Source organism: Chryseobacterium sp. MMO-72 (assembly GCF_037146035.1).
In the GTDB taxonomy this organism is placed as follows: Bacteria; Bacteroidota; Bacteroidia; order Flavobacteriales; family Weeksellaceae; genus Chryseobacterium; species Chryseobacterium indicum.
The window spans coordinates 56752-76098 of sequence record NZ_JBBCWG010000011.1; the positions used below are offsets into that span (position 1 = coordinate 56752).

General features: G+C 32.6%; 19 protein-coding genes. 6 read left to right on the forward strand and 13 right to left on the reverse strand.

Annotated elements, in window-relative coordinates; translation table 11 throughout:
- Positions 1 to 236: 236 nt before the first annotated feature.
- The 3 genes from WFH39_RS14830 to WFH39_RS14840 all read left to right on the forward strand — a co-directional run bounded on the left by WFH39_RS14830 (position 237) and on the right by WFH39_RS14840 (position 2401).
- Complete coding sequence (locus WFH39_RS14830; RefSeq protein ID WP_002977329.1) at positions 237 to 437, forward strand: hypothetical protein; 201 nt, start codon at positions 237 to 239, stop codon at positions 435 to 437.
- A gap of 154 nt (positions 438 to 591) precedes the next feature.
- Positions 592 to 2103 (forward strand): MauE/DoxX family redox-associated membrane protein, encoded by a 1512-nt coding sequence (locus WFH39_RS14835; protein WP_002977330.1) that lies wholly within the window; start codon positions 592 to 594, stop codon positions 2101 to 2103.
- Positions 2104 to 2131: 28 nt separating this feature from the next.
- The gene (locus WFH39_RS14840; protein WP_002977331.1) at positions 2132 to 2401 is read left to right on the forward strand and encodes a DUF6520 family protein; all 270 of its coding nucleotides are present in this window, start codon (positions 2132 to 2134) and stop codon (positions 2399 to 2401) included.
- A 10-nt stretch (positions 2402 to 2411) separates the two neighbouring features.
- Here WFH39_RS14840 and WFH39_RS14845 read toward each other — a convergent pair whose 3' ends face one another.
- From WFH39_RS14845 to WFH39_RS14855, 3 genes are read right to left on the reverse strand one after another with little or no spacing between them, the layout of a single operon-like run.
- Positions 2412 to 4904: an alpha/beta hydrolase family protein gene (locus WFH39_RS14845; RefSeq protein WP_002977332.1), complete on the reverse strand. Its 2493-nt coding sequence runs from the start codon at positions 4902 to 4904 to the stop codon at positions 2412 to 2414.
- Positions 4904 to 6277, reverse strand: a complete 1374-nt coding sequence (locus WFH39_RS14850) for a RagB/SusD family nutrient uptake outer membrane protein (RefSeq protein ID WP_027383741.1) — start codon at positions 6275 to 6277, stop codon at positions 4904 to 4906. Before WFH39_RS14850 ends, WFH39_RS14845 begins: the two co-directional genes overlap by 1 nt.
- A 10-nt stretch (positions 6278 to 6287) precedes the next feature.
- Positions 6288 to 9296 carry a SusC/RagA family TonB-linked outer membrane protein gene (locus WFH39_RS14855; RefSeq protein WP_002977334.1) on the reverse strand — a complete coding sequence of 1003 codons (3009 nt, stop codon included), beginning with the start codon at positions 9294 to 9296 and terminating at the stop codon, positions 6288 to 6290.
- Between the two features lie 642 nt (positions 9297 to 9938).
- On the opposite strand from WFH39_RS14855, the gene WFH39_RS14860 reads away from it, so the two are divergent.
- Positions 9939 to 10199 carry a helix-turn-helix domain-containing protein gene (locus tag WFH39_RS14860; RefSeq protein WP_002977335.1) on the forward strand — a complete coding sequence of 87 codons (261 nt, stop codon included), beginning with the start codon at positions 9939 to 9941 and terminating at the stop codon, positions 10197 to 10199.
- 31 nt (positions 10200 to 10230) lie between these two features.
- On the opposite strand, the gene WFH39_RS14865 is transcribed toward WFH39_RS14860, so the two are convergent.
- The 10 genes from WFH39_RS14865 to WFH39_RS14910 all read right to left on the reverse strand — a co-directional run bounded on the left by WFH39_RS14865 (position 10231) and on the right by WFH39_RS14910 (position 17362).
- Positions 10231 to 10380: a hypothetical protein gene (locus tag WFH39_RS14865; RefSeq protein WP_336690452.1), complete on the reverse strand. Its 150-nt coding sequence runs from the start codon at positions 10378 to 10380 to the stop codon at positions 10231 to 10233.
- A gap of 28 nt (positions 10381 to 10408) precedes the next feature.
- Positions 10409 to 10963, reverse strand: a complete 555-nt coding sequence (locus WFH39_RS14870; protein WP_002977337.1) for a hypothetical protein — start codon at positions 10961 to 10963, stop codon at positions 10409 to 10411.
- Positions 10964 to 11008: 45 nt separating this feature from the next.
- The gene (locus WFH39_RS14875; protein ID WP_002977338.1) at positions 11009 to 11359 is read right to left on the reverse strand and encodes an immunity protein Imm33 domain-containing protein; all 351 of its coding nucleotides are present in this window, start codon (positions 11357 to 11359) and stop codon (positions 11009 to 11011) included.
- A 24-nt stretch (positions 11360 to 11383) separates the two neighbouring features.
- A complete protein-coding gene (locus WFH39_RS14880) occupies positions 11384 to 11734 on the reverse strand; it encodes a hypothetical protein (RefSeq protein WP_002977339.1) in 351 nt (116 codons plus the stop codon).
- 4 nt (positions 11735 to 11738) lie between these two features.
- Positions 11739 to 12083, reverse strand: coding sequence for a hypothetical protein (locus WFH39_RS14885; protein WP_027383739.1), 345 nt, complete (start codon positions 12081 to 12083; stop codon positions 11739 to 11741).
- Between the two features lie 48 nt (positions 12084 to 12131).
- A complete protein-coding gene (locus WFH39_RS14890; protein WP_002977341.1) occupies positions 12132 to 12500 on the reverse strand; it encodes a hypothetical protein in 369 nt (122 codons plus the stop codon).
- Positions 12501 to 12510: 10 nt separating this feature from the next.
- Positions 12511 to 13626 carry an RHS repeat-associated core domain-containing protein gene (locus tag WFH39_RS14895; protein ID WP_002977342.1) on the reverse strand — a complete coding sequence of 372 codons (1116 nt, stop codon included), beginning with the start codon at positions 13624 to 13626 and terminating at the stop codon, positions 12511 to 12513.
- An 8-nt stretch (positions 13627 to 13634) separates the two neighbouring features.
- A complete protein-coding gene (locus WFH39_RS14900) occupies positions 13635 to 14741 on the reverse strand; it encodes a hypothetical protein (protein WP_002977343.1) in 1107 nt (368 codons plus the stop codon).
- Positions 14742 to 14751: 10 nt separating this feature from the next.
- Entirely contained in the window at positions 14752 to 16185 is a 1434-nt protein-coding gene (locus WFH39_RS14905; RefSeq protein ID WP_027383737.1) for a transglutaminase family protein, read from the reverse strand.
- A 442-nt stretch (positions 16186 to 16627) separates the two neighbouring features.
- On the reverse strand, positions 16628 to 17362 hold the full coding sequence (locus tag WFH39_RS14910; protein ID WP_002977346.1) for a hypothetical protein: 735 nt from the start codon (positions 17360 to 17362) through the stop codon (positions 16628 to 16630).
- A 167-nt stretch (positions 17363 to 17529) separates the two neighbouring features.
- On the opposite strand from WFH39_RS14910, the gene WFH39_RS14915 reads away from it, so the two are divergent.
- Positions 17530 to 18369, forward strand: coding sequence for a hypothetical protein (locus tag WFH39_RS14915; RefSeq protein ID WP_002977347.1), 840 nt, complete (start codon positions 17530 to 17532; stop codon positions 18367 to 18369).
- A gap of 274 nt (positions 18370 to 18643) precedes the next feature.
- On the forward strand, positions 18644 to 19327 hold the full coding sequence (locus WFH39_RS14920; RefSeq protein ID WP_002977348.1) for an AbiU2 domain-containing protein: 684 nt from the start codon (positions 18644 to 18646) through the stop codon (positions 19325 to 19327).
- Positions 19328 to 19347: the final 20 nt, after the last annotated feature.

The following is a 19347-nucleotide window of genomic DNA, read 5'->3' on the forward strand; positions in this document are numbered from 1 at the left end:
ATCTCCATAAAACAGGGCTTTTCCCAATATTCTATTAAGATATTTAATTATTATTAAAAACAATTGATAATGAAGCGGTTTCATTGTTTTTTGTTGTCGTGCTTTATAAAACACGACGTCGTGCTTTGTAAAGCACACCCACATATGCTTGTTTGGACGGTCTTTTCGACAATACCTTTGACTCCAAGAATTCTGAGAAAAACCGGCCGGGATAATCCTTAATAAATTTTACTATTATGAAAAAAGTTATCCCATTTTTAATTCTTATTGTGGGTTTATGTGCGCAAAGTTGCAGACAAGTTGATGAGCAAGTAGATAATGATTTTGCACTATCTAGAGTTGCAAAGGAAAGTAATAAAACATCTGATTCAACTAGAATGAAAATTGAATTAGAAAAAGATCCCCCTGTAAAGGATGGTCAAGATTGGAAACACTAAATGAAATGATATAAAGATTCCCTATACCTCAAAAATATAATATCCAGCCAACGACGTTAGATCGGGTATAGGGAAATCTTTCAAAAATTGACGAAGAAGATAATAATGAAAGGGCAGATTTTGATTTTAAAGTTTTTTAATAAATTTTTTAGCCATGAAAAAATCAGTCTTCCTTCAAGTGCCGCTAATAACGGCCTGTTTTTTTATTCTTTTATTCTGCTACGCTAGCGCAAGCAAAATAATGGATTTTGGAAATTTCCAGGTTCAGATCGCACAATCACCACTTTTAAGTGCTTATGCTGGATTTATTTCTTATGCAACAATAATTGTTGAGCTTCTTATTGTAGTTACTCTTATAGTTCCCAAATTTCGATTAATTGGGCTTTATAGCTCTATGGGAATTATGATAGCCTTTACAATCTATATTTATCTTATCCTAAATTTTAGCGACTTTGTTCCCTGTTCTTGCGGCGGGATACTTGAGAAAATGGATTGGACAGAACATCTATTATTTAATCTTGGATGTATTTTACTTTCTTTTATTTCCGTAATTCTAGTTGAGGTTATTAATAGACAAAAATTCATCATCTATTTTGTGAAAATTTTTGTAGTCTTTGTCGCGAGTACTTCTCTTGTTGTTTATCTATTTTATTCTTCAGAATACATTATAAAAAAAGAGAATAATTTTGTTAGAAGATTTCTAATACATCCAGTACTAGAAGATAAATCAATAGATTTAAAGCTGGATTCATACTATATTGCAGGCTCAGATAGTAAAAAAATATATCTTGGAAATATAACAGCTCCATTATTATTTTCTGAAATTAATTATGATTTATCAAATTTAAGCCAACAAAGGATAGAGCTGGATGAGAAAGACTATTCCTTTAAAAATCTATGGCTTCAGACCTTTAAAAACGATTATTTTCTTTACGATGGAAGTGTCCCAATAATTTACAGAGGTAAAATTGGTGACCAATATGCAGAAACAATAAGTTATCAGAACGCATACTTTACTCAATTATCCGTTTTAGATTCGGCTAGATTTGCACTAAGAACGCAGAGTAAAAGTACACAGCAATACACTTTGGGTAGCCTTGATTTAAATCGAAATCCAAAAGTTGTATTGAATCCAGATATTCTTCAAAAACAAATTGACGGAGTATTTGACAGTGACGGAAAATTGTTGCTCAACCAAAATTTTAAAAATCTTATATACATATATAATTACAGAAATGAATATATGATCATGGATGAGGATCTTGAATTGAAATCTCGCTTAAAAACAATTGACACCATAAGCCGAGCTAGATTTAATGTGGTTAAAATTCCAGACGGTCGACATAAAATGAATGTTCCAAGTTTAAAAAACAATCAAAATCCTACAACTAATCAAAACCTCCTTTTTGTGGAATCAAAGCTTATTGGCAAGTATGAGTCTAAGAAAGCATGGAAGAAAAATTCAATCATTGATATCTACAGGATTGACCGACAGGAATATGTAGGAAGCTTTTATATTCCTAAAAAGGATGATAAAGCGCTAACACAGATGTATGCAACCGACATGTATCTTTTTGTTTTAATTGACAAAGAATTGAAAAGATACAAGTTTACTAGACTGATTCTTAATTTATATGAAAAGGGGAATGCCGAAAACCTAAAATAGAGTAGGCAATAATTCAAATTTCTTTAATATGAAAAAATTAATGATTCCTGTAGTCACAGTATTACTTGGCACAGGCGCAGCATTTGCAACTAGTGCTGCAAAAAGCAATTCAGCAAAAGCAATTGTTGACGCTTACAGAATTGATGCCGTTACTGGCGAATGTCTAAACGCACAACAACAGTGTAACACAGTGGGCACAGCCCCATGTGTTTGGTCGGGCGACAGCAGTTCGTCTTTGCACGAGAAAATTTCGGACAACCCGACAATGTGCGGAGAGGAACTTTTCAGACTGCAGTAAAAAAGGGATGCTATAAAGCATCCTTTTTCATTTGTTTGTTAATCCAATCTATGTTTGTTTTATCTTTTAAAAAATAATCCCACCATTCTAATGTTCGATAATAAAGATCTTTTCTATCCTCTGAATTAAAACTTGGATTATGCCCCTGATTTGGATAAAACAGAGCTATAACATCTTTATTATTCCTTTTTAACCCAATATAAAATTCCATGACCTGATCCCATTTTATGTTTTCGTCTTTTTTACCAGCCCATAAAAGAATGGGCGCATTCACTTTCTCAACATTATAAATGGGGTTGTTGTCAAAGTACAATTTTTTGTTTTCACTGAAAGGAAATTTCAATTCATATTGTCCATTTTCATATTGCCAGTAAAATGGGCTGTGGAAATTATAATTGTAAGAAAAATAGGAACGTACAATATCACTATTACCAGCACCAGATAAATACGCTGCAAAACGGTTTGAATGTGTAGCAATAAAGTTTGTCTCATATCCCCCATGGGAATGCCCTGTTAATCCGATTTTCGACTGATCAATATACGGTCTGTTCTGAATTGTATCCAATGCTTTATTGACGCAGTCTAATGCTGAAAGACCTGTTCCTTTTGGACCAAATACAATATCGGGTAAATAAACGAAATAGCCTTGGTCAAGTAAAGTTCTCAAATCAAAAGAAGCAGGATTATTATAGCCTATAATATCATATTGATTTGCCGAATCATTCTGAATTTGATAAATTCTTACAATCATAGGATATTTTTTTTTAGGCTCAAAGTTAGTTGGGTAATATAAAATACCCTTCAACTTCTGATAATCCGAATTAATATAATTTATTATTTCAATTTTAAGATTCTTTACTGCAGCATCTCGATTTTCATTGGTTAAAAGAATTATTGGTTCTTTTTTATGATCATCAACGTAATATAAAGACATCGGTTTGTTGTAATTTTCTAATGTATAAGCAAAAAAATTTGCGTTTCTGTTGTAGTAGAAATCTCTAATATAATTTTCTGAGGATTTTATTATTGATTTTAAATCTTTATTTACAATGGTATAATATGACGTTTTGTTTTCTTCGTCATCTCTGACTTTTATTAAAACTGAATTATCATTCTTTAGGTACGATCTGTAAATCTTGAAATAGCTCCCAATTAATGGTAGACTCTCTTTATTCAAAATTTTAACTTTTTTACTTAGATTTTCGCTAATTTTGATCAGTCTATCCTTCTGAATATTATAAACGAAAATACCTTTTTGAGAATCAAAGTAAATTAATGACGCGTCTTTACTAAAAACAGGATTTTGCAGACTGTGATCTTGAATATATCCTTTTTTCATCGTAGAAAGATTACATAACACCCATTTATCCTGCAAGTCTCTGTAAATACTAAATTCTCCATCTTTGGATAGAGTGAAATATGCACTTTTTACAATATCAAAGGGTTTGGCTGTATTATTCTGAGTATCTAAAATCTGTAAATCAATATTTTGATTATCTACTGTATAATTTTGAAGTTTTCCTCTTTTAAAAGCGAAAAGATATTTATCACTGCCAGATAAAAAAATCTTTTTCGAATCTTTATTATCAATTGCGCTTACATGATTATTGTTTGTAATTATCCAATATTTGTCAATTGGATCAAAACCAGTGTCATGCTTGCTTAAATCACCATCATTTCCATACCATATTTCGACATTTTTGTTTTTTGGTATCTTCGTTTGGCCATTTACAAAATACTTTCCTTCTTCATTCATTTCACTAACTACAATGTAATCTCCAGTATCTATATCTTGTAAAATTGGTTTTGAGATATTGCCAGATTTGATATCTAATAAAACTAAACTTTCCGTTTTATCAGTACTGTTTTGTTCAATTATATAAAGTGTTTTCTTTGAATCACTTATTTCAATTCTCTTGATAAGCACAGGGCTCTCGTAGATCTTTTTTTTATTTTGGGAAGAAGTGTCGTAGATTTCGTATTTATTTTCACCCTTTCTTACGACAAAAATTTTACTTACATTATCTTTCGTAATATTGACTACACTATCTATTTCGTAGTATGATGCCCCTTTGTTATTATAGACAGACAATTTATCGGCAGTGTTTAGTAATGCAAAAGTTCCTGTGTCTGAAGACGCAAAAACTCTTTTAATATTGTCAAAAACCTTCTGTCTTCTATCATTCAGACTAACTAAGACAGCTTTATCTTTTGCCAATGCTACCACAGCTTCTTCTTGTAAAAAAATTGGAATATCTAAGGTTTTCGTTAACAGATGAGGTTTTTGAATTTTATTCTTTGTTGAAAAAATTTCAATAGTATCTTTGTTAATATCATAATGTTTTCCTGCTATAACCCAGTTTCCCTTTGGAGACATCGCAAGAATTTTTATTCGATATTGCTGAGCCATTTTTTTTTCTAATGTGCCTCTCAACGTTTGACCTTGACAAAAAGAAATCCCTACAAGTAACAGTAAAATTATTATATTTTTAAATGATCTCATTAGTAACCTGGATTTTGGGGATTTAAATTTGAATTTAGTTCAAGATCTTTTTGAGGAATTGGCCACAGTTGATGATTAGTCTGCCAATTAGGTTTTGAGGAAATAAGAGAATTTAAATTGTTATTCCTTTTGAGATCAAAGAAACGATGCCCCATCTCTGTAAAGAATTCTCTACGGTTCTCACTTGCGATTTCAGTAATTAAATCAGACTGTGAAATGCCTGAAGTTACCGCCGAAAGTCCAGCACGTTGTCTTGTAGCATTTAAATATAGCAGTGCTTCATTGAGTTTGTTTTGTTTTGCCAAGCTTTCGGATAATAGTAGGTAAACTTCTTCAAGCCTGAAAACAATGGAGTACTCTGTGGTATTATTTGAGCGATTTTTATATTTATCGGCTCTATACCAAGTGTTTGCGCCCACAGTAATTACTGCCATCCAGTTCGATTTTCTGAAATCCGATGATGCAAAGGAGGACATAAGAGATGTCGATAGTGCGTAGCTCGAAGGTGCTGCACCTGTGAAATAATATAAACTTGCCTCTTTTGTTGCATCTCCTGAATTTTTAGGTTTTAATTGCCACAAAATATGTTTTCCTGACTTTTGAAAGACTTTAGCAATGTCAGTTTCGAAAGTATAAAGAGAACTTTGAGCTATTGATTTTAATTTAGCTTCCGCATCGGCTGGTCTCTGCTCTGCAAAATATACCTTTGCCATCATCAGTTCTGCAACTTTACGATTGACAAAAATTCTTTCGGAGTTACTGTATTCGTCTGCTAATAATATATAACATTCGTTCAAATCGTTTTCAAGTCGAACAAGAACATCATCAGAACTCAATTTTGATGAGGTGTTGTTAGCAGTGTAATCAGTTGTAGTTAAATAAGGAATATCTCCATATATTTGCTGTAAATAGAAATATAAAATACAGCGTATCAGTAATGCTTCACCTTTCATTCTTCTTTTGTCTGTGTTTGAAATTCCTGATGATTTTTCAAGACCTTCTAAGATAGAATTGGAGAAATAGATTTGTTGATATGTATTTGACCACAGTGAATAAACTGCAGCATTGCTGGAAATGAGTTGATTTTGTGAAATTTCATAGATTCCATTTGTTGCGGTAGTTGCATAACAAGTGAGATCATCTGTATAATTGCTCAAAAATAATCCCATCTTATCACCTGCCAGTAGAGAATTATCTCGTAAACTCGAATATAATGCCGATAATGCGGAATTTGCTGTTTGAGTGTCCTGAAAAACATTGTTTTTATCAATTTGATTTTCCGGTACATCAACTTCCAGCATCTCTTCACAAGAAATCAGATTGAGTAGTAATAGTGAGAATAATAATATAGTAATGTTTGTAATTGTTTTCATTTCAAATTTTTTAAAGATTGAACTGTAACCCAAAAGAGTATGTTTTCAGAGGTGGCAGATAGCCCAGTGCTAAAAACTCAGGATCAACACCAAAATATTTGGTTACCGTGAGAAGATTTTGTCCTTGAATGTATATTTTGACATTTCTGAAGACGCTGTTTTTTAATGGAATCTGATATCCCAATTGTACATTTTTTAATCTGATAAATGATGCGTCCGACACTGATGCTGTACTGTTTTGAAAAAATGTGTGAAGCGTGTTTACTCCGGAAGTATATGGCATATATGTACCAGTAGGGTTGTCCGTTGACCAGACATCTAAAACTTCGACTGGCTGATTATTCATACTGCCAGGAACAGTTATAATACTGTTGTAATTTCTGTTTTTTTGCTTAACGAACTGAAACAAAAATGAAACGTCCCAATTTTTATATCTGAAACTGTTCGACCACCCACCGAAGAACTTTACACTTATGTCCTGAGCAACTTTGTTATCTTCAGGTGAAGATATCTTTCCATCTCCATTGAAATCAGTAAAACTGTATTTTCCTGTTTTAGGATCGATACCTTCAAGTTGATACAATTTGATAATTGAAGTAGATTGCCCAATGATAAATTGATTGGCATACGTTGAACCTTCCAGTCCCGGAAATGAAACTAATTTGTTTGTTGGAAAACTAATGTTGAAATTAGTATCCCATTTAAGAGACCCTGTTTTTAGTGGCTGAGCTGCCAACTCAAATTCCCATCCTTTGTTTTCGACCGTAGCATCAAGATTTGCCAATACACTTGTAAAGCCAGTGATTGAAGGCAGCTGGTAGCCCACCAATTGATTTGAAGAAAGATTTCTATACCAAGCTGTCGTAATATTAATATGGTCTTTGAAGAGCCCAAGTTCTAAAGCAACTTCTAGCTTTTTAGTTTTTTCCCAACTATAGTTACCATTATAGAGTCTTGACGGAATCAATCCTGTAACTGAATTATAGATATATGATGATGAGACAGTATAAGTATCTAAATATTGATAGTCTCCAATGTTGTCACTACCTGCAGTACCATAACTTCCGCGAAGCTTTCCAAAACTTAACCATTCTAGATTTTCGGCAAATTTTTCTTTTTTAAATAACCAAGCTCCTCCAACTGCTGCAAAATTGGCAAACTTTTTATTTGGACCAAAGCGACTGCTTCCATCACGTCTGCCAGTCAGATTAATTATATATTTATTTAAATATTGATAATTAAGCCTCCCAAAAAATGCGGCGTATCTGTATTCATTTGTGATTTGGTCTGAAACTGTTTTTGTTCTTGCAGCACCGATATTTGTTATAAAAGCATTACTTTCAAAGCCTACACCTACAATTGACCCTTGTTCGTTTGTCTCTCTTTGAAATGTTCCTCCCGCCAAAGCATCGATTTTATGATGTTCAGATTGGTAATTCCAGTTAATTTGTGGTTCAATGATGAAAGAAAATCTGTCCTGATTATTCTTAGATGCTGTCGAAGTTGCGCTTGACTGACCCGCAGCATAAGCCGGATTATAAATTGTATTGGGCTGTAACGAAAGTTCTTCAAATGTCTGGTAGTTAAATCCACCATTAAGCTTTAGCAATAAGTTTTTATAAACCTCATACTGTGTTGTAATACTATTAAGAAATTGCTTGTTTTCATTTGTATAGGTGCTATTGTAGGCTGCCACAGGATTGGCAAATGTATTATTCTGCCAGTTTAATCCACCTTCAGAATTGTAAAGCTCAGGTGCATTTGGAACTAAATTGTACGCCTGCCTCGTAATATCTGTTCTAATGACATTGTTTTTCTGAATTGAAAAACTATTGGCAATATTCATCTGAAATTTATTGTCTGCAGATCGATGCGAGATATGGCTGGAAATGTTTTTGCTTTTGTATTTAAAGTCTTCCCCAAAAACAGTGGTCTGCTCATTATTTGAAAGGCTCAATAAAAAATTGGTTGTTTCTCCACCGCCATTTAATGATAATTGTGTGTTTGACAAAGCTGCTGTGTTCCCAACTAATTTATCCGGCCAGTTTGTATATCTATCTTGATTCCAAGTTCCATTGATATCATAAGCCGTTGCAGGATAAGTACTGATTCCATCATTTTCAAATGCTTTTTTTCTCATAGATAAATATTCTGATGTATTAATCAAATTGAGATTAGAAATCACTGTACTTAATCCATAGGATGTATTAAAATTTAAATTCAGTCGTTTTGACTTTCCTCTTTTAGTAGTTACCAAAACAACACCATTAGCACCACGGGAGCCATATATTGCTGTTGCATCAGCATCTTTTAAAATTTCAATTTTTTCAATGTCGTTTGGATTGATGCTGTTGAGAGGATTAAGACTTCTTCCGGGTAGAATAACAGTCGAATAGAGTGATGTCATTTCTCCACCCATCGGAACACCATCGATCACATAAAGTGGCTGATTTCCATCAATTGTGCTGTTGTCCTTGTTTCTTAAACTGTTTCTACCTCTTATTTGAATATCATAACCACCTCCGGGAACTCCTGAATTTTGAGTGATAGTAACACCCGCAAGTCGTCCCTGAACACTAGATAGAACATTAGTCACAGGCTGATTTTCTATATCCTTCGCTGAAACTTTTGCAATACTACCGGTACTTTCTTTCTCTTTTACTTTATAATATCCGGCATTGACAACAACTTCTTCAATGCCCTGTACTTTCTGATCTAATGAAAGATTAATAACAGCTTTACCATTTACGGTAATTCTTTTTTCTGCATACTCAGGATGTCGGAAAATTATGATGGGATTTTCACCGTTTATTTGTAAGATGTAAAATCCTTTCGAATTGGTCTGTGTAACTTGATCACTGCCTTCCTGAGATACATTGACTCCAGAAAGTGGTGTCTGATTCTCGCCGACAGTAACTGTTCCGGTCACTGTCTTGGTTTGTGCTTTTGCATTACTGCATAATGCAGTTAACAAAAAGACAATACCAATGCTTCCTATTTTAGAATAGGATTTTTTCATAGTTTTGTATGGGTTTTTTGATTAAACTCCTTGATAAACCTAGCTCTTTCCTGAAGTCTGCAAACTGAATAGGGAAGGGCTTTCTTATTTATAAGGATTATTTTTTATTTCATTTTTTAGTTATTATTACTTCTGGATTCAGGTATTTGAAAACAAAACTTTCTTAGTGCCTTTTGGATAGGGGATAGTCGTTAGTTAACCGCAAGGCACCTAAAAGCCATTTAATATGAATGAAATTGTGTCCCGAGAAAGCTTTAAAAGCCGCAATGAGTTGTACACCTCATTGTATCATATAATCTGATACTATTTTTGGAAGGTGCTTAGAAGTAGAAAAGCGAACAGCATTGGAAAAAGACGGCGTGGAACTCTACATTATCCAATTCGGGGTACTGGTATACCTTGTATACAGATAAGAGAGCCCACGCCTAGGTCGTGAGCTTCCTGCTTATCGTCTCGTATACTAAAATTACCAGTTTTCGAATTGAGATTCTAAGCAATAGCTTCTATTATTCTTTGAAGTATCGCAAAATTACATATTCTGTAACTTATTTTACAAATATAGTAATTTTATTTATTGTATGGTAATATATTACCACGAATTTTCAAATCAAAAATCCAAAATTGCCCATAAATACATTATTTATGGATAGCAAAGAAGTCTTAAGATTATTTATGCTTGAGTTTTCAGAAAATTTGAAAAAGATTCGAGCTACAAAATATAACTCAATGGATGAGGTTGCGCAGAATTCAAATTTCGATTCAAGCAATTACAATAAATTTGAAAATGGAAAGGGCAATCCAACTATAGAAACGATGTTGAAAATGTCATCAGCTTTTGGTATTACCCCAAAAGAACTTTTTGACTTTGATTTCGATATTAATAAATATAAGATTGACGAATAAAAAAATCCTAACTAATTTGTTAGGATTTCTTTTACTTATTAATTTCCTGATAATACCAATCAGAGCATTGATCAAGAACTTCTTCTGTTTCTTTTAATTCTTTTTTAGTTGAGTAAACCCAGACTGAAAGTCCAACTATTACCAATGTTGCTACAATACTGTAGATTTTTATTGCTTTCATATTTATGCTTTTTGTAAATATATGAAATTTATCGCATCGGAGGAGGTGGTAATGACTTGCTTGGAAGATAATTATCAATTTGGTTCTGTGTAATGATTTCTTTTTCTACTTTTTTGAAATCTATAGGAGATGCTTCAGTTCTTTGAGATTCGTCCTGCAAATAAATTTTGTCTTCCAGCGAATCTATTACCTTCTTAAAATCAGAATCCATAAAAGGTAAAATAAAACATATTTTGTCTTCCTTTCCATTTACCTTAAAACTTAAGTAATTTCTACTGCCTGCATAACCTTGATTTGCATCCAGCGCTTTTTTTATTACATATTTATCCAAATTTTTATCTGATAAGCTATTGATTTCATCAAGTTCACTCTGGCTTAATTTATATTGATAATATACTTTATCTCTTTCTCTATCAAGATAAACATTTAGAACTCCATCTTTGTCCAAAGTGGTATAAGCACTAATGGACAGTTCGTTGTTTGATTTTATATCATAGCTTACGAGCTTAAAATCAGTAACCTTTTTTTGACAGCTAACAAATATAATTTGTATTAGTAGCAAGAAAAGAAGTTTTGTTTTCATAGTTATTTTATTGTTGATGATTGAAATTAATTAAAAGTTATAAGATTATACATCCAACAAACTTTCATCATACCAAATATCCTCGTAGCCGTTACTATCTATTAAAAAACGATTACCAGCCGGAAGCCCGAGATATTGAATTATAAAAGAAGCATCTTCCAACAAATGATAGGCGTGAGAAGGCTGAAAAAAATCATCTGCATAAGAAAACTCACCTGACCAAATATACCAACCAGTTAAACCTTTTGTTCGGGGATGTCTAAGTCCATTTATTTGAATGTTGGGATTAAAATTTCGACCCAATGCAATTACGGTATTTAACTCTACTACATCAGAAATTTGAGAATTCTTTTCACAAATTTTCAATTGGTCTTGTAAATAATCTTGAGTATCCATTCTTTTTGAGATTCTATAATTATTTTATATAAATGTTAGATTTCCTTTTTTCCACTCGTCTAAAGTAATTTCAGCTGTTGAACCAATTATTCCCGATTGCTTTATTATTTCTTTTAAAACTTTGACCGCTTTCTTTTCATCAAGATGTAAGATATAACAGGCAGACCATAATCGCGGACCTTTATGCTGATGGTTTAAAAACTGAAATAAACTTTCTATTGAATTTTGGTTTTTAAGAAATGAAGCTGCATTCATTACCTTCTCGTAATTTTTATTTCCTACTTTAAAATTACCATTTTCTGTAGATTCTACTTGAATAATTGAAGCCTCCTCAAACATTTTTAATGCAGTTTCAATGTCTACTATTTTCTTCATAATCTCATAATAATAGTTCTAATTTTCCTTCTTTCCACAAATGAAGAGTCGCAGAGGCTGTCATTTTTACTTTCGAATTTGTAGATAATTTTTTTAGGATGTTCTCAGCTATATCAGGTTTTGATTTTAAAGTAAAAATGGCCGCCCACAATTTTACATATTCGTCAGGATTATCCAACATTTCACTAAAAAGCTCTTCTTCACGTTGCTCCTTTGCATGGTTATAAAGGTTATGTAATTCTTTGTGAAGTTTATTTGCTTTTTTATAATCTCCGTTTACATAAAGTACTCCGTGTTGAACTGAATGTTGTAAAAATTTCTCTTCTATTTCTGTTCTGCTTATTTCCAATCTTTTAGTCAAAAATATTATAAGACATTTTCAATAATGTCATTGGGATTAATACTCGATATTTTCTTCGATAATTTTAACCGACTTTCCTTCGAGATAATACTTATAAACTAATTCAAACCAATCCTTACCATTTGATGTATTGTAAATAATAATAACATCGCCGATTTCTTTAATTTTAGCATCTACGCAAACTGCTCCAAACTCAGTGTTACCCTCATTAAAATCTTCTATAATAGTACTAATTAAAAAATTTTTCATTTGATCCGATGTAAGGTTTTCGTCATATGCGCCAAGATCAATCCATTCATTATTTTTAAATATTAAACCAAATGGAGCAAACTCTTTAAATTCATTTAAAAATGCTTGAGCAGTTTTGACAACTTGTTTTATGCCTGTAATATATTTGTCTTCCATAATATTTTAATTAAATACAACCTGGTATTCCTGCACAAGGATCTTTTTTTACTGGGACAGGTTTAATTTTTGGAGCTGGGTTGTTATTTACTCTAATGTTATCTGTTTTTGCAGGAGCTGGTCCTGTTAGGTTATAAGGTTGAATTTCAATCCCTGAATCTTTTAAAGGATTTGATAAATTTGCATCCTTGTTTATCCTCAAAATTAGCCTTTTTCCATCAACTAAATTGTCCTGAAATCTTAATTGTCTTGTAAGAGATTGATTTTTTACATTTTTTATTTCCACAGGATTTCCTTCTTTGGTGAATCCATCAGGTCTCGTTCCTCCTGTTTTACCTGTTTTCGAATCTGTTGCTTCAAAATTTTTAGTATTCTTTGTAACATTTTGTCCTTCTTCATTCATTCTGTTTATTTGCTCTGGTTCCATCTGCCTACCTCTGTTAAAATGTTCCTGAGATTTTGTAGTTGCTTCACTAGTTTTTGTCATTGTTTCAACAACAGGATTAGGCCTCACATTTGAGCCACCTTCAAAGATTGGCATAAATCTCACTAATCCACTTATACCAAAAAGACAACATTGTTCTGATTCTTCAACTGCATCTTCGGTAGACCTTCCATCCGGATCAATAAATCGCAATGGATTGTTCATTGCGTAGTTATATGGTGACCAACGTCTGTATTCTTCGCTTAGTGGATCAGGAGAAAACCAGCGACCTGCAGTATCAAGATATGGTTGTGAGTCAGCATTTTCTATGTTGATATCTAATAATTCAACAATTTCATTGGTTCTTGCATTGTAACGGACTGATCCAATGCTTACAATACTGTCTAAGTCGTGAGCTTCTAAATATTTACCTTTGCTTAATGTAGCAATTTTAGGATAGAAGCCATATTTCTTAAAAGGATTTCCTGCTTCAATGTTTTGTCTTCTCCGCTCTGCTTCGGCTGGTGTTAAAGTATCCCTCGTTTTTAGAACTTCGTCCATATAAGGACGCAATCTTTCTTCTTTGGTAAGTTTTACGGGATTTACGTAAATCTTTTCAGGATTGTTTGAAACATTCTTTTCTACTTGAGCATTGAGAAAAACTGCGATTATCAAAAAGAATACATAAAATAGTTTTTTCATTTTCGTGGTTATTTGAAGTTGTTTTTTAATTTTTTATTTTCATATTTATTTCTTTCTGTTTTCAGAGATACAAGCCAATCCAAATACATTCCTTCAGGCATTTGTCTGTAACCAAGCTTGTAAAGCGTACTGTATTCCTGAACCATCAGATCATATATTTCTTTTGCTTTCGGATTTTCTAAAGCCAGTTTGATATTATTTGAAGACCCACTCTTTAGATCTTGTCTATCCATTAATTTTTGAAATCTGGCTTTATACGTTTCAGCTTTTAGAATGCGTGCTTTTGCGAAATTTGGATAAACTTCGAGAGCTTTATTGAGGACTTTTAGGAGAAATTCGCCATCGTTGGAAGGAAAGCTTCTGTTGTAAGCTTGTGCTAGATCAAATAGGCATAATGCTAAACTTTCTTTGTTATCCAAAGCTTTCATAAACATACCGTTTCTGATGGCGTCCAGATGGATATATCCAGATGCCATTAACCAACCATCTTCAGGGAAAATTCCACTCGTCAATTCGGTATTAAACCATCCTAAAGACTTTACATTATGCTTGATGTAGACGTGATTAGGGGCTAAAGCCAGATTGGCATCAACTCCCAATTCTTCAGCAAGGATTTTGTACAAATAGGGCATCGAGTTGCAATTTCCTTTTTTTGTTGCAAGTAATTTGGAAACAAAGAGATTGGGTAAATCATCGTGACCAAAGACGTCGGTAAAATCGTAAGAGAAAGGTTTGTATTGAATGGTAGAGTCTTTCACAATCACTGGTATCGGTTGGCAGATGATCGAGTAAAGAGCCGCATATTTGCTGACTTTATCTTTATCATTTCCCTGATAGGTCAGTTCTCTGCTTTTAACTATTTGCTCTGCAAATGATTTCAGGAATTTGAGTTCATTATTAATCGCTATCGTGTCAATCTTTCCCTGGTAATAAGACTGCTCAACACTTAAGACAGCTTTCTTAAAACTATACTTTTCCTTGCCACTTAGCATATTGTCAATGTGTGCATAGGCCTCCTCGTAAAATTGATTACGCTGAGCTTTGACAGTAATAACCATTGAGACTATTACAAGCAAAGCAAATTGCATTGATTTTCTAAAATATTGATTTTTCATCTTGATGTTTTTATGTTAGAAGAGGTTTAGGTTTATTTTTTTCCTCCTCTCTTTTTTTCTCTTTTGCTTTTCTACGCTCTTCCTCCAATTTCTTTTGTTCTTCTTCCTTCTTTTTTCTCTGTTTTTCTAAATTGGTAAGACGAATTTTCTCGGCAAGCTCTTCGCTCCTTTGTTTGTTGGCTTCACGGTTCATATTGCTCAACCATTCTGAATAAGCTCCATCTGGCATAAATTTGAATCCGAGCTGGTCGATATTGTTGAACTGCATCTTTGTTTCTTTTAAAAGTTCCAGACCTTTCGGGAAATATTTTATATTTTCAAGTTCTGCAGGATTTTCTACATTTTGAATTCCTAATTCTGCTGCTACATATTCAAATCGCGCCTGCTGATACATTGATTTAAGTAAATTAGCATACATATTATTGGGATAAAGTTCAAGAGATTTATCCAATGCTTTTCCGACAAATTCATCCATTCCGTACTTATGAATATAGCCATTGGCTAAGTCTGCATATAACAATGACATAAGCTGTTTTTTACTTAAACTATTCATATAGACATCATTCAGTAAGGCTTCGGAGCCAATGTAACCGGATTCTAAAATCATAGCATTTGTACTAAGGATTCCATTAGTCAATTCTATATTCTGCCATTGATTATCATCGTCTTTGAAACGGATATACGTATGATTGGGAGCCATAGCCAATGAAGCATCTGCCCCGATTGATTCTGCTACCATCAAATAAAGTAGAGGCATTGAGTGACATTGTCCTTTTCCTGTTTTTAGTAATTTGGAAACAAACATTTTGTTCCATTCTTTCTTTCCCATAAAATCATCAAAATCATATTTGTAATTCTTTGAGAAATGCTTAAACAAAGCAATGTTTTTCAGAGTATTATCGACTGGGGTCACCTTTCCGGATTTCATTTTTTGCAAAACCTGAGAAGCTATTTTTGAAATGTTGGCTTTGAAATTAGAATAGTGTAGCTTCCTTTCAGAATAAGCATTTTCAACAATGAAATTCGCTTCAGCTAATGAATAATTGCTTTGATCTAAATTATTAAGTTGAGACAAGGCATCATAATAGAAGTTAGTTCCTGAATTAGCTGATAGTGATGGCAGATTATAACCGGAAATTTCTAGATTATTTACTTTTTGTTCAAACTGTTTTTGCTCTTTCTCTCGATTTTCTTTCTCTACGATTTTAAAATCGTTTTGCTGCATTTCCCAGTTTCTTCTTTCAATTTCTGACTTTCTTGAAGAATTATTAACTGAGGGAATGGATACCGTATTTTTTGACGTAGAATTGTTTCTGAAAGATATTTCAGAATAATTTTGAATTGGGGAAGTCGATGCACTTGGTCCTGTCGGCAGATTTGGAATCTGAGCGGATAATCCTGTACTAAAATACAGCAGTATAATAGAAATTGTACTGTTTCGCATAATTTGTGTTTTGTTTTTTTATTGCAATATTACTGGATGTCATTTTAAATTGATACCGTAGTATTACGGTGATTCCGTCCAATATTACTTCAGGGATTTTCATTATATTTTTAGTTTTTGGTTGTAGTTTTTGGGCATAAAAAAAGAGCGTGAATTAACTGACACTCTAAACTCAGGATACTGGTATAATCCCTCTAAGAAATGCAGCAAAACACGCCCCAGAAGGGCGAATCTTGCAGTTACATTTTCTTAGAATTCTTATAGTACCAGTATTTGAGTTTAGAAAATAACTGCTTAACGCAATGTTTTTATATGTATTTAAGATTTATTTATTCTTATACTTTTTTTATTTTTTGTTTACCACAAATATATTAAGAATACTTCATGGAGCAAAGTCTTAAGTGGATCAAAAAAATCCGAAGGACTGACAATTACATTAATACTATCTGGTTAGTGGTACAACAACTGTTTCTTCCTGAGTTGATATTGAATATCCAAATATTTTATTTTCTTTTTCATCTTTTATAAAATAGTAATTAGAAGTCTTATAAAGATAGAACCTTGTACTACTTTCCTCCGTAAGAATTGGTTGCTCCGAGTGTTGCTTTAAGTATATTGTAAATTTTGGTTTTTCTTTTAATATATACTTTGCTTCCTGTGCAGCGGTTGCGTACATATAGATAAATGCGAATGCTAAATGCATCCAAAATCCAAGATTTCGACTTTCAAAAAAGTAAACATAGCTGGAAATAGTGATAATTGTTATAAAAACAATATTTACTGGCGTAGCAAATTTGTACATATTGATTAGTACACCGAAACCACAAATTAATAATACGATAATTACAATTAATGTAATTATTGATAAACCTTTGCTTCTTGACTTTAAGTCAGTCAGCAACAAACAGACGATTCCTGGTGAGAATAACACTCCAATTAAAATCATTAACATTAGGTTTTCATATAGTACAGCAATTGCGTCCGACAGATTGAAATATCGATAGTAGCTAATTCCTAATAAATCAAAATAATGCCACAAATAAAATAATCCAAGTGCAGGCAATATAGCTGTTAATTCGGCAATTTTCACAAACGGCTTATCCTCTACTGGAATGTATTTTTTATTCAACTTATGATTAATAATTCTTAATTTTCGGATTAATCTTTGTCTGTTCATGTTTATTTCGTTTTAAAATTGTTTTGTATTTGTAATTTATTAGTTTAAAAGTAGAAATATTTTAATTTTAATAACATTAAGTTAGTTCGTAATTTGGATATGAAAATTTCTCTATTTTGAGAACTTATATTTGTATATTTACCTCATAACCAAAAAACTAATAAAACATGAAAACAATTATTCTGGGATTGTTTATGCTTTTCAGCATGATCACTTTTTTACATTCACAAACTAGCAGCTACAGACTCAAATTTCGTTATCACATTTCTAAAGAAAAATTGAAAGATTTAAATGATCAAGGGTATGTGATTACTGACGGTACTACGACTAATTACAGTTTTTGTCCTGCCTTAAATAAATCTTTTAAATGTTTAGTAACCAATAAGGATGGAGAATTATTTATTGACCCTTGGCAAATAGAGCATGATAAAGGAGGCTCTGATGCTAAAGGCGCAGTAGATCCCTGTTACGGTCAGGAAAGAATTATTAATGCAGCTACTCCTAATAAACTTAAACTTGTGAAATTGAGTAGAGATAAAGTGGGCGATCCTACAAGAAGCATTACTCTGCATTACCAGACCGTTATTGTCGGAATTAACGCTATAGGTGTAAAAGTTAGACCTTCAGTTGTCGACTATAATAATAATCAGTACTCTGCTAATGTCGTAACTGGGAATATTAATTTGGGTTTTTCTGTTGGATATTCATGGGGTTGGACAACTTTTTCACACAGGTCAAGTACCAGCTGGTCGGTAACTCCCGGAGCTTCATTCGGATTCTCATCAGCAAGCTTGGGAAAAGAACCGCTGAAGAAAAAAGTTGTTACTACTTATAATCCAAGTAATCTTGTTCTTTCTCCTTCAGCAGGTTTAACGATTGCAAGAAATGATATAGGAATTATTTTTAGTTATGGATATGATTTTATGACAGGAAGTAATGCAGATGCTTGGGCATATCAAGGAAAAAGATTCTTTGGATTAGGTATTGCAGCTGGACTAAAATTGTAAAAAAATTCTTTAATACTGTAACAAATCTATAACTAAACCTTAAAGATTATCAACCTAGATAATAATAAAATAAAAATATAAATCTTACAGAAGATCAACTGGAAACAGTTGCAAAAATTGTTAACCAAGAAATTAAAGATTACGCGGGGGTCTTGCATGAAGTCATTTGCGGAAAAGATCTGGATGATACTCGATTTAATGAGCTGAAAAAGCTTGTCTACACGGATGTAAATGTTTGGAGAAACAACTAAAAACAATTTTTTATATTAGTTTAATGAAAAATATTTTTACAAAAGATGAGCTGAATAGCTTTATGCAGTATTTCCAAATTATGATTCGTGATCTAGTTATCTGCACTTCAAATATTGACGAGATTATTGAGCAAAATAATGAAAGCAGAGAAAAAATTGCTCCTTTTAGTTATTTTTTAGGGCATTATGTAGCACTAGCTTATTCCTTTGCAACACTAACATTGTCTAAACTGTTTGTTCAGGATGAAAAACGCAGCCTGAAAAAATTGATGAATAAGTTAGAAAACAGCGATTTTGACGAAGAACTCAAAGAGATGCTGACTAAAAATCGTAAGCTTTCTGAAAATGGTAGTGAAGGTGAATATGACTATCTGTTTAAACATAAAGCAGATATTAAAAATGCTATTGCTATTTCCAGAGAAGAGATTAATCAGGCGGAGTTTTTGGTTGAGAAAATTAAAGCAAGACGAGACTCTTATTATGCTCACTTCGATCCTGATAAACTTGGTGAGATAGAAGTTGAAAGCCTCGCTGAAATAAAGCAACTTTCTGATATTGCGGAGGGAATCTATAACCGCTTTAATTCTGGATTTAATAATTCCACTTTTATGTTTACAAACCTTTGGAATATGAAAGATTTATTTGCCATAATTAATGACCATCATGACGAACAGGTTAAAAAAAGAAATGACTTAGATAAAGAATAACCAAATTATTGTAAAAACTA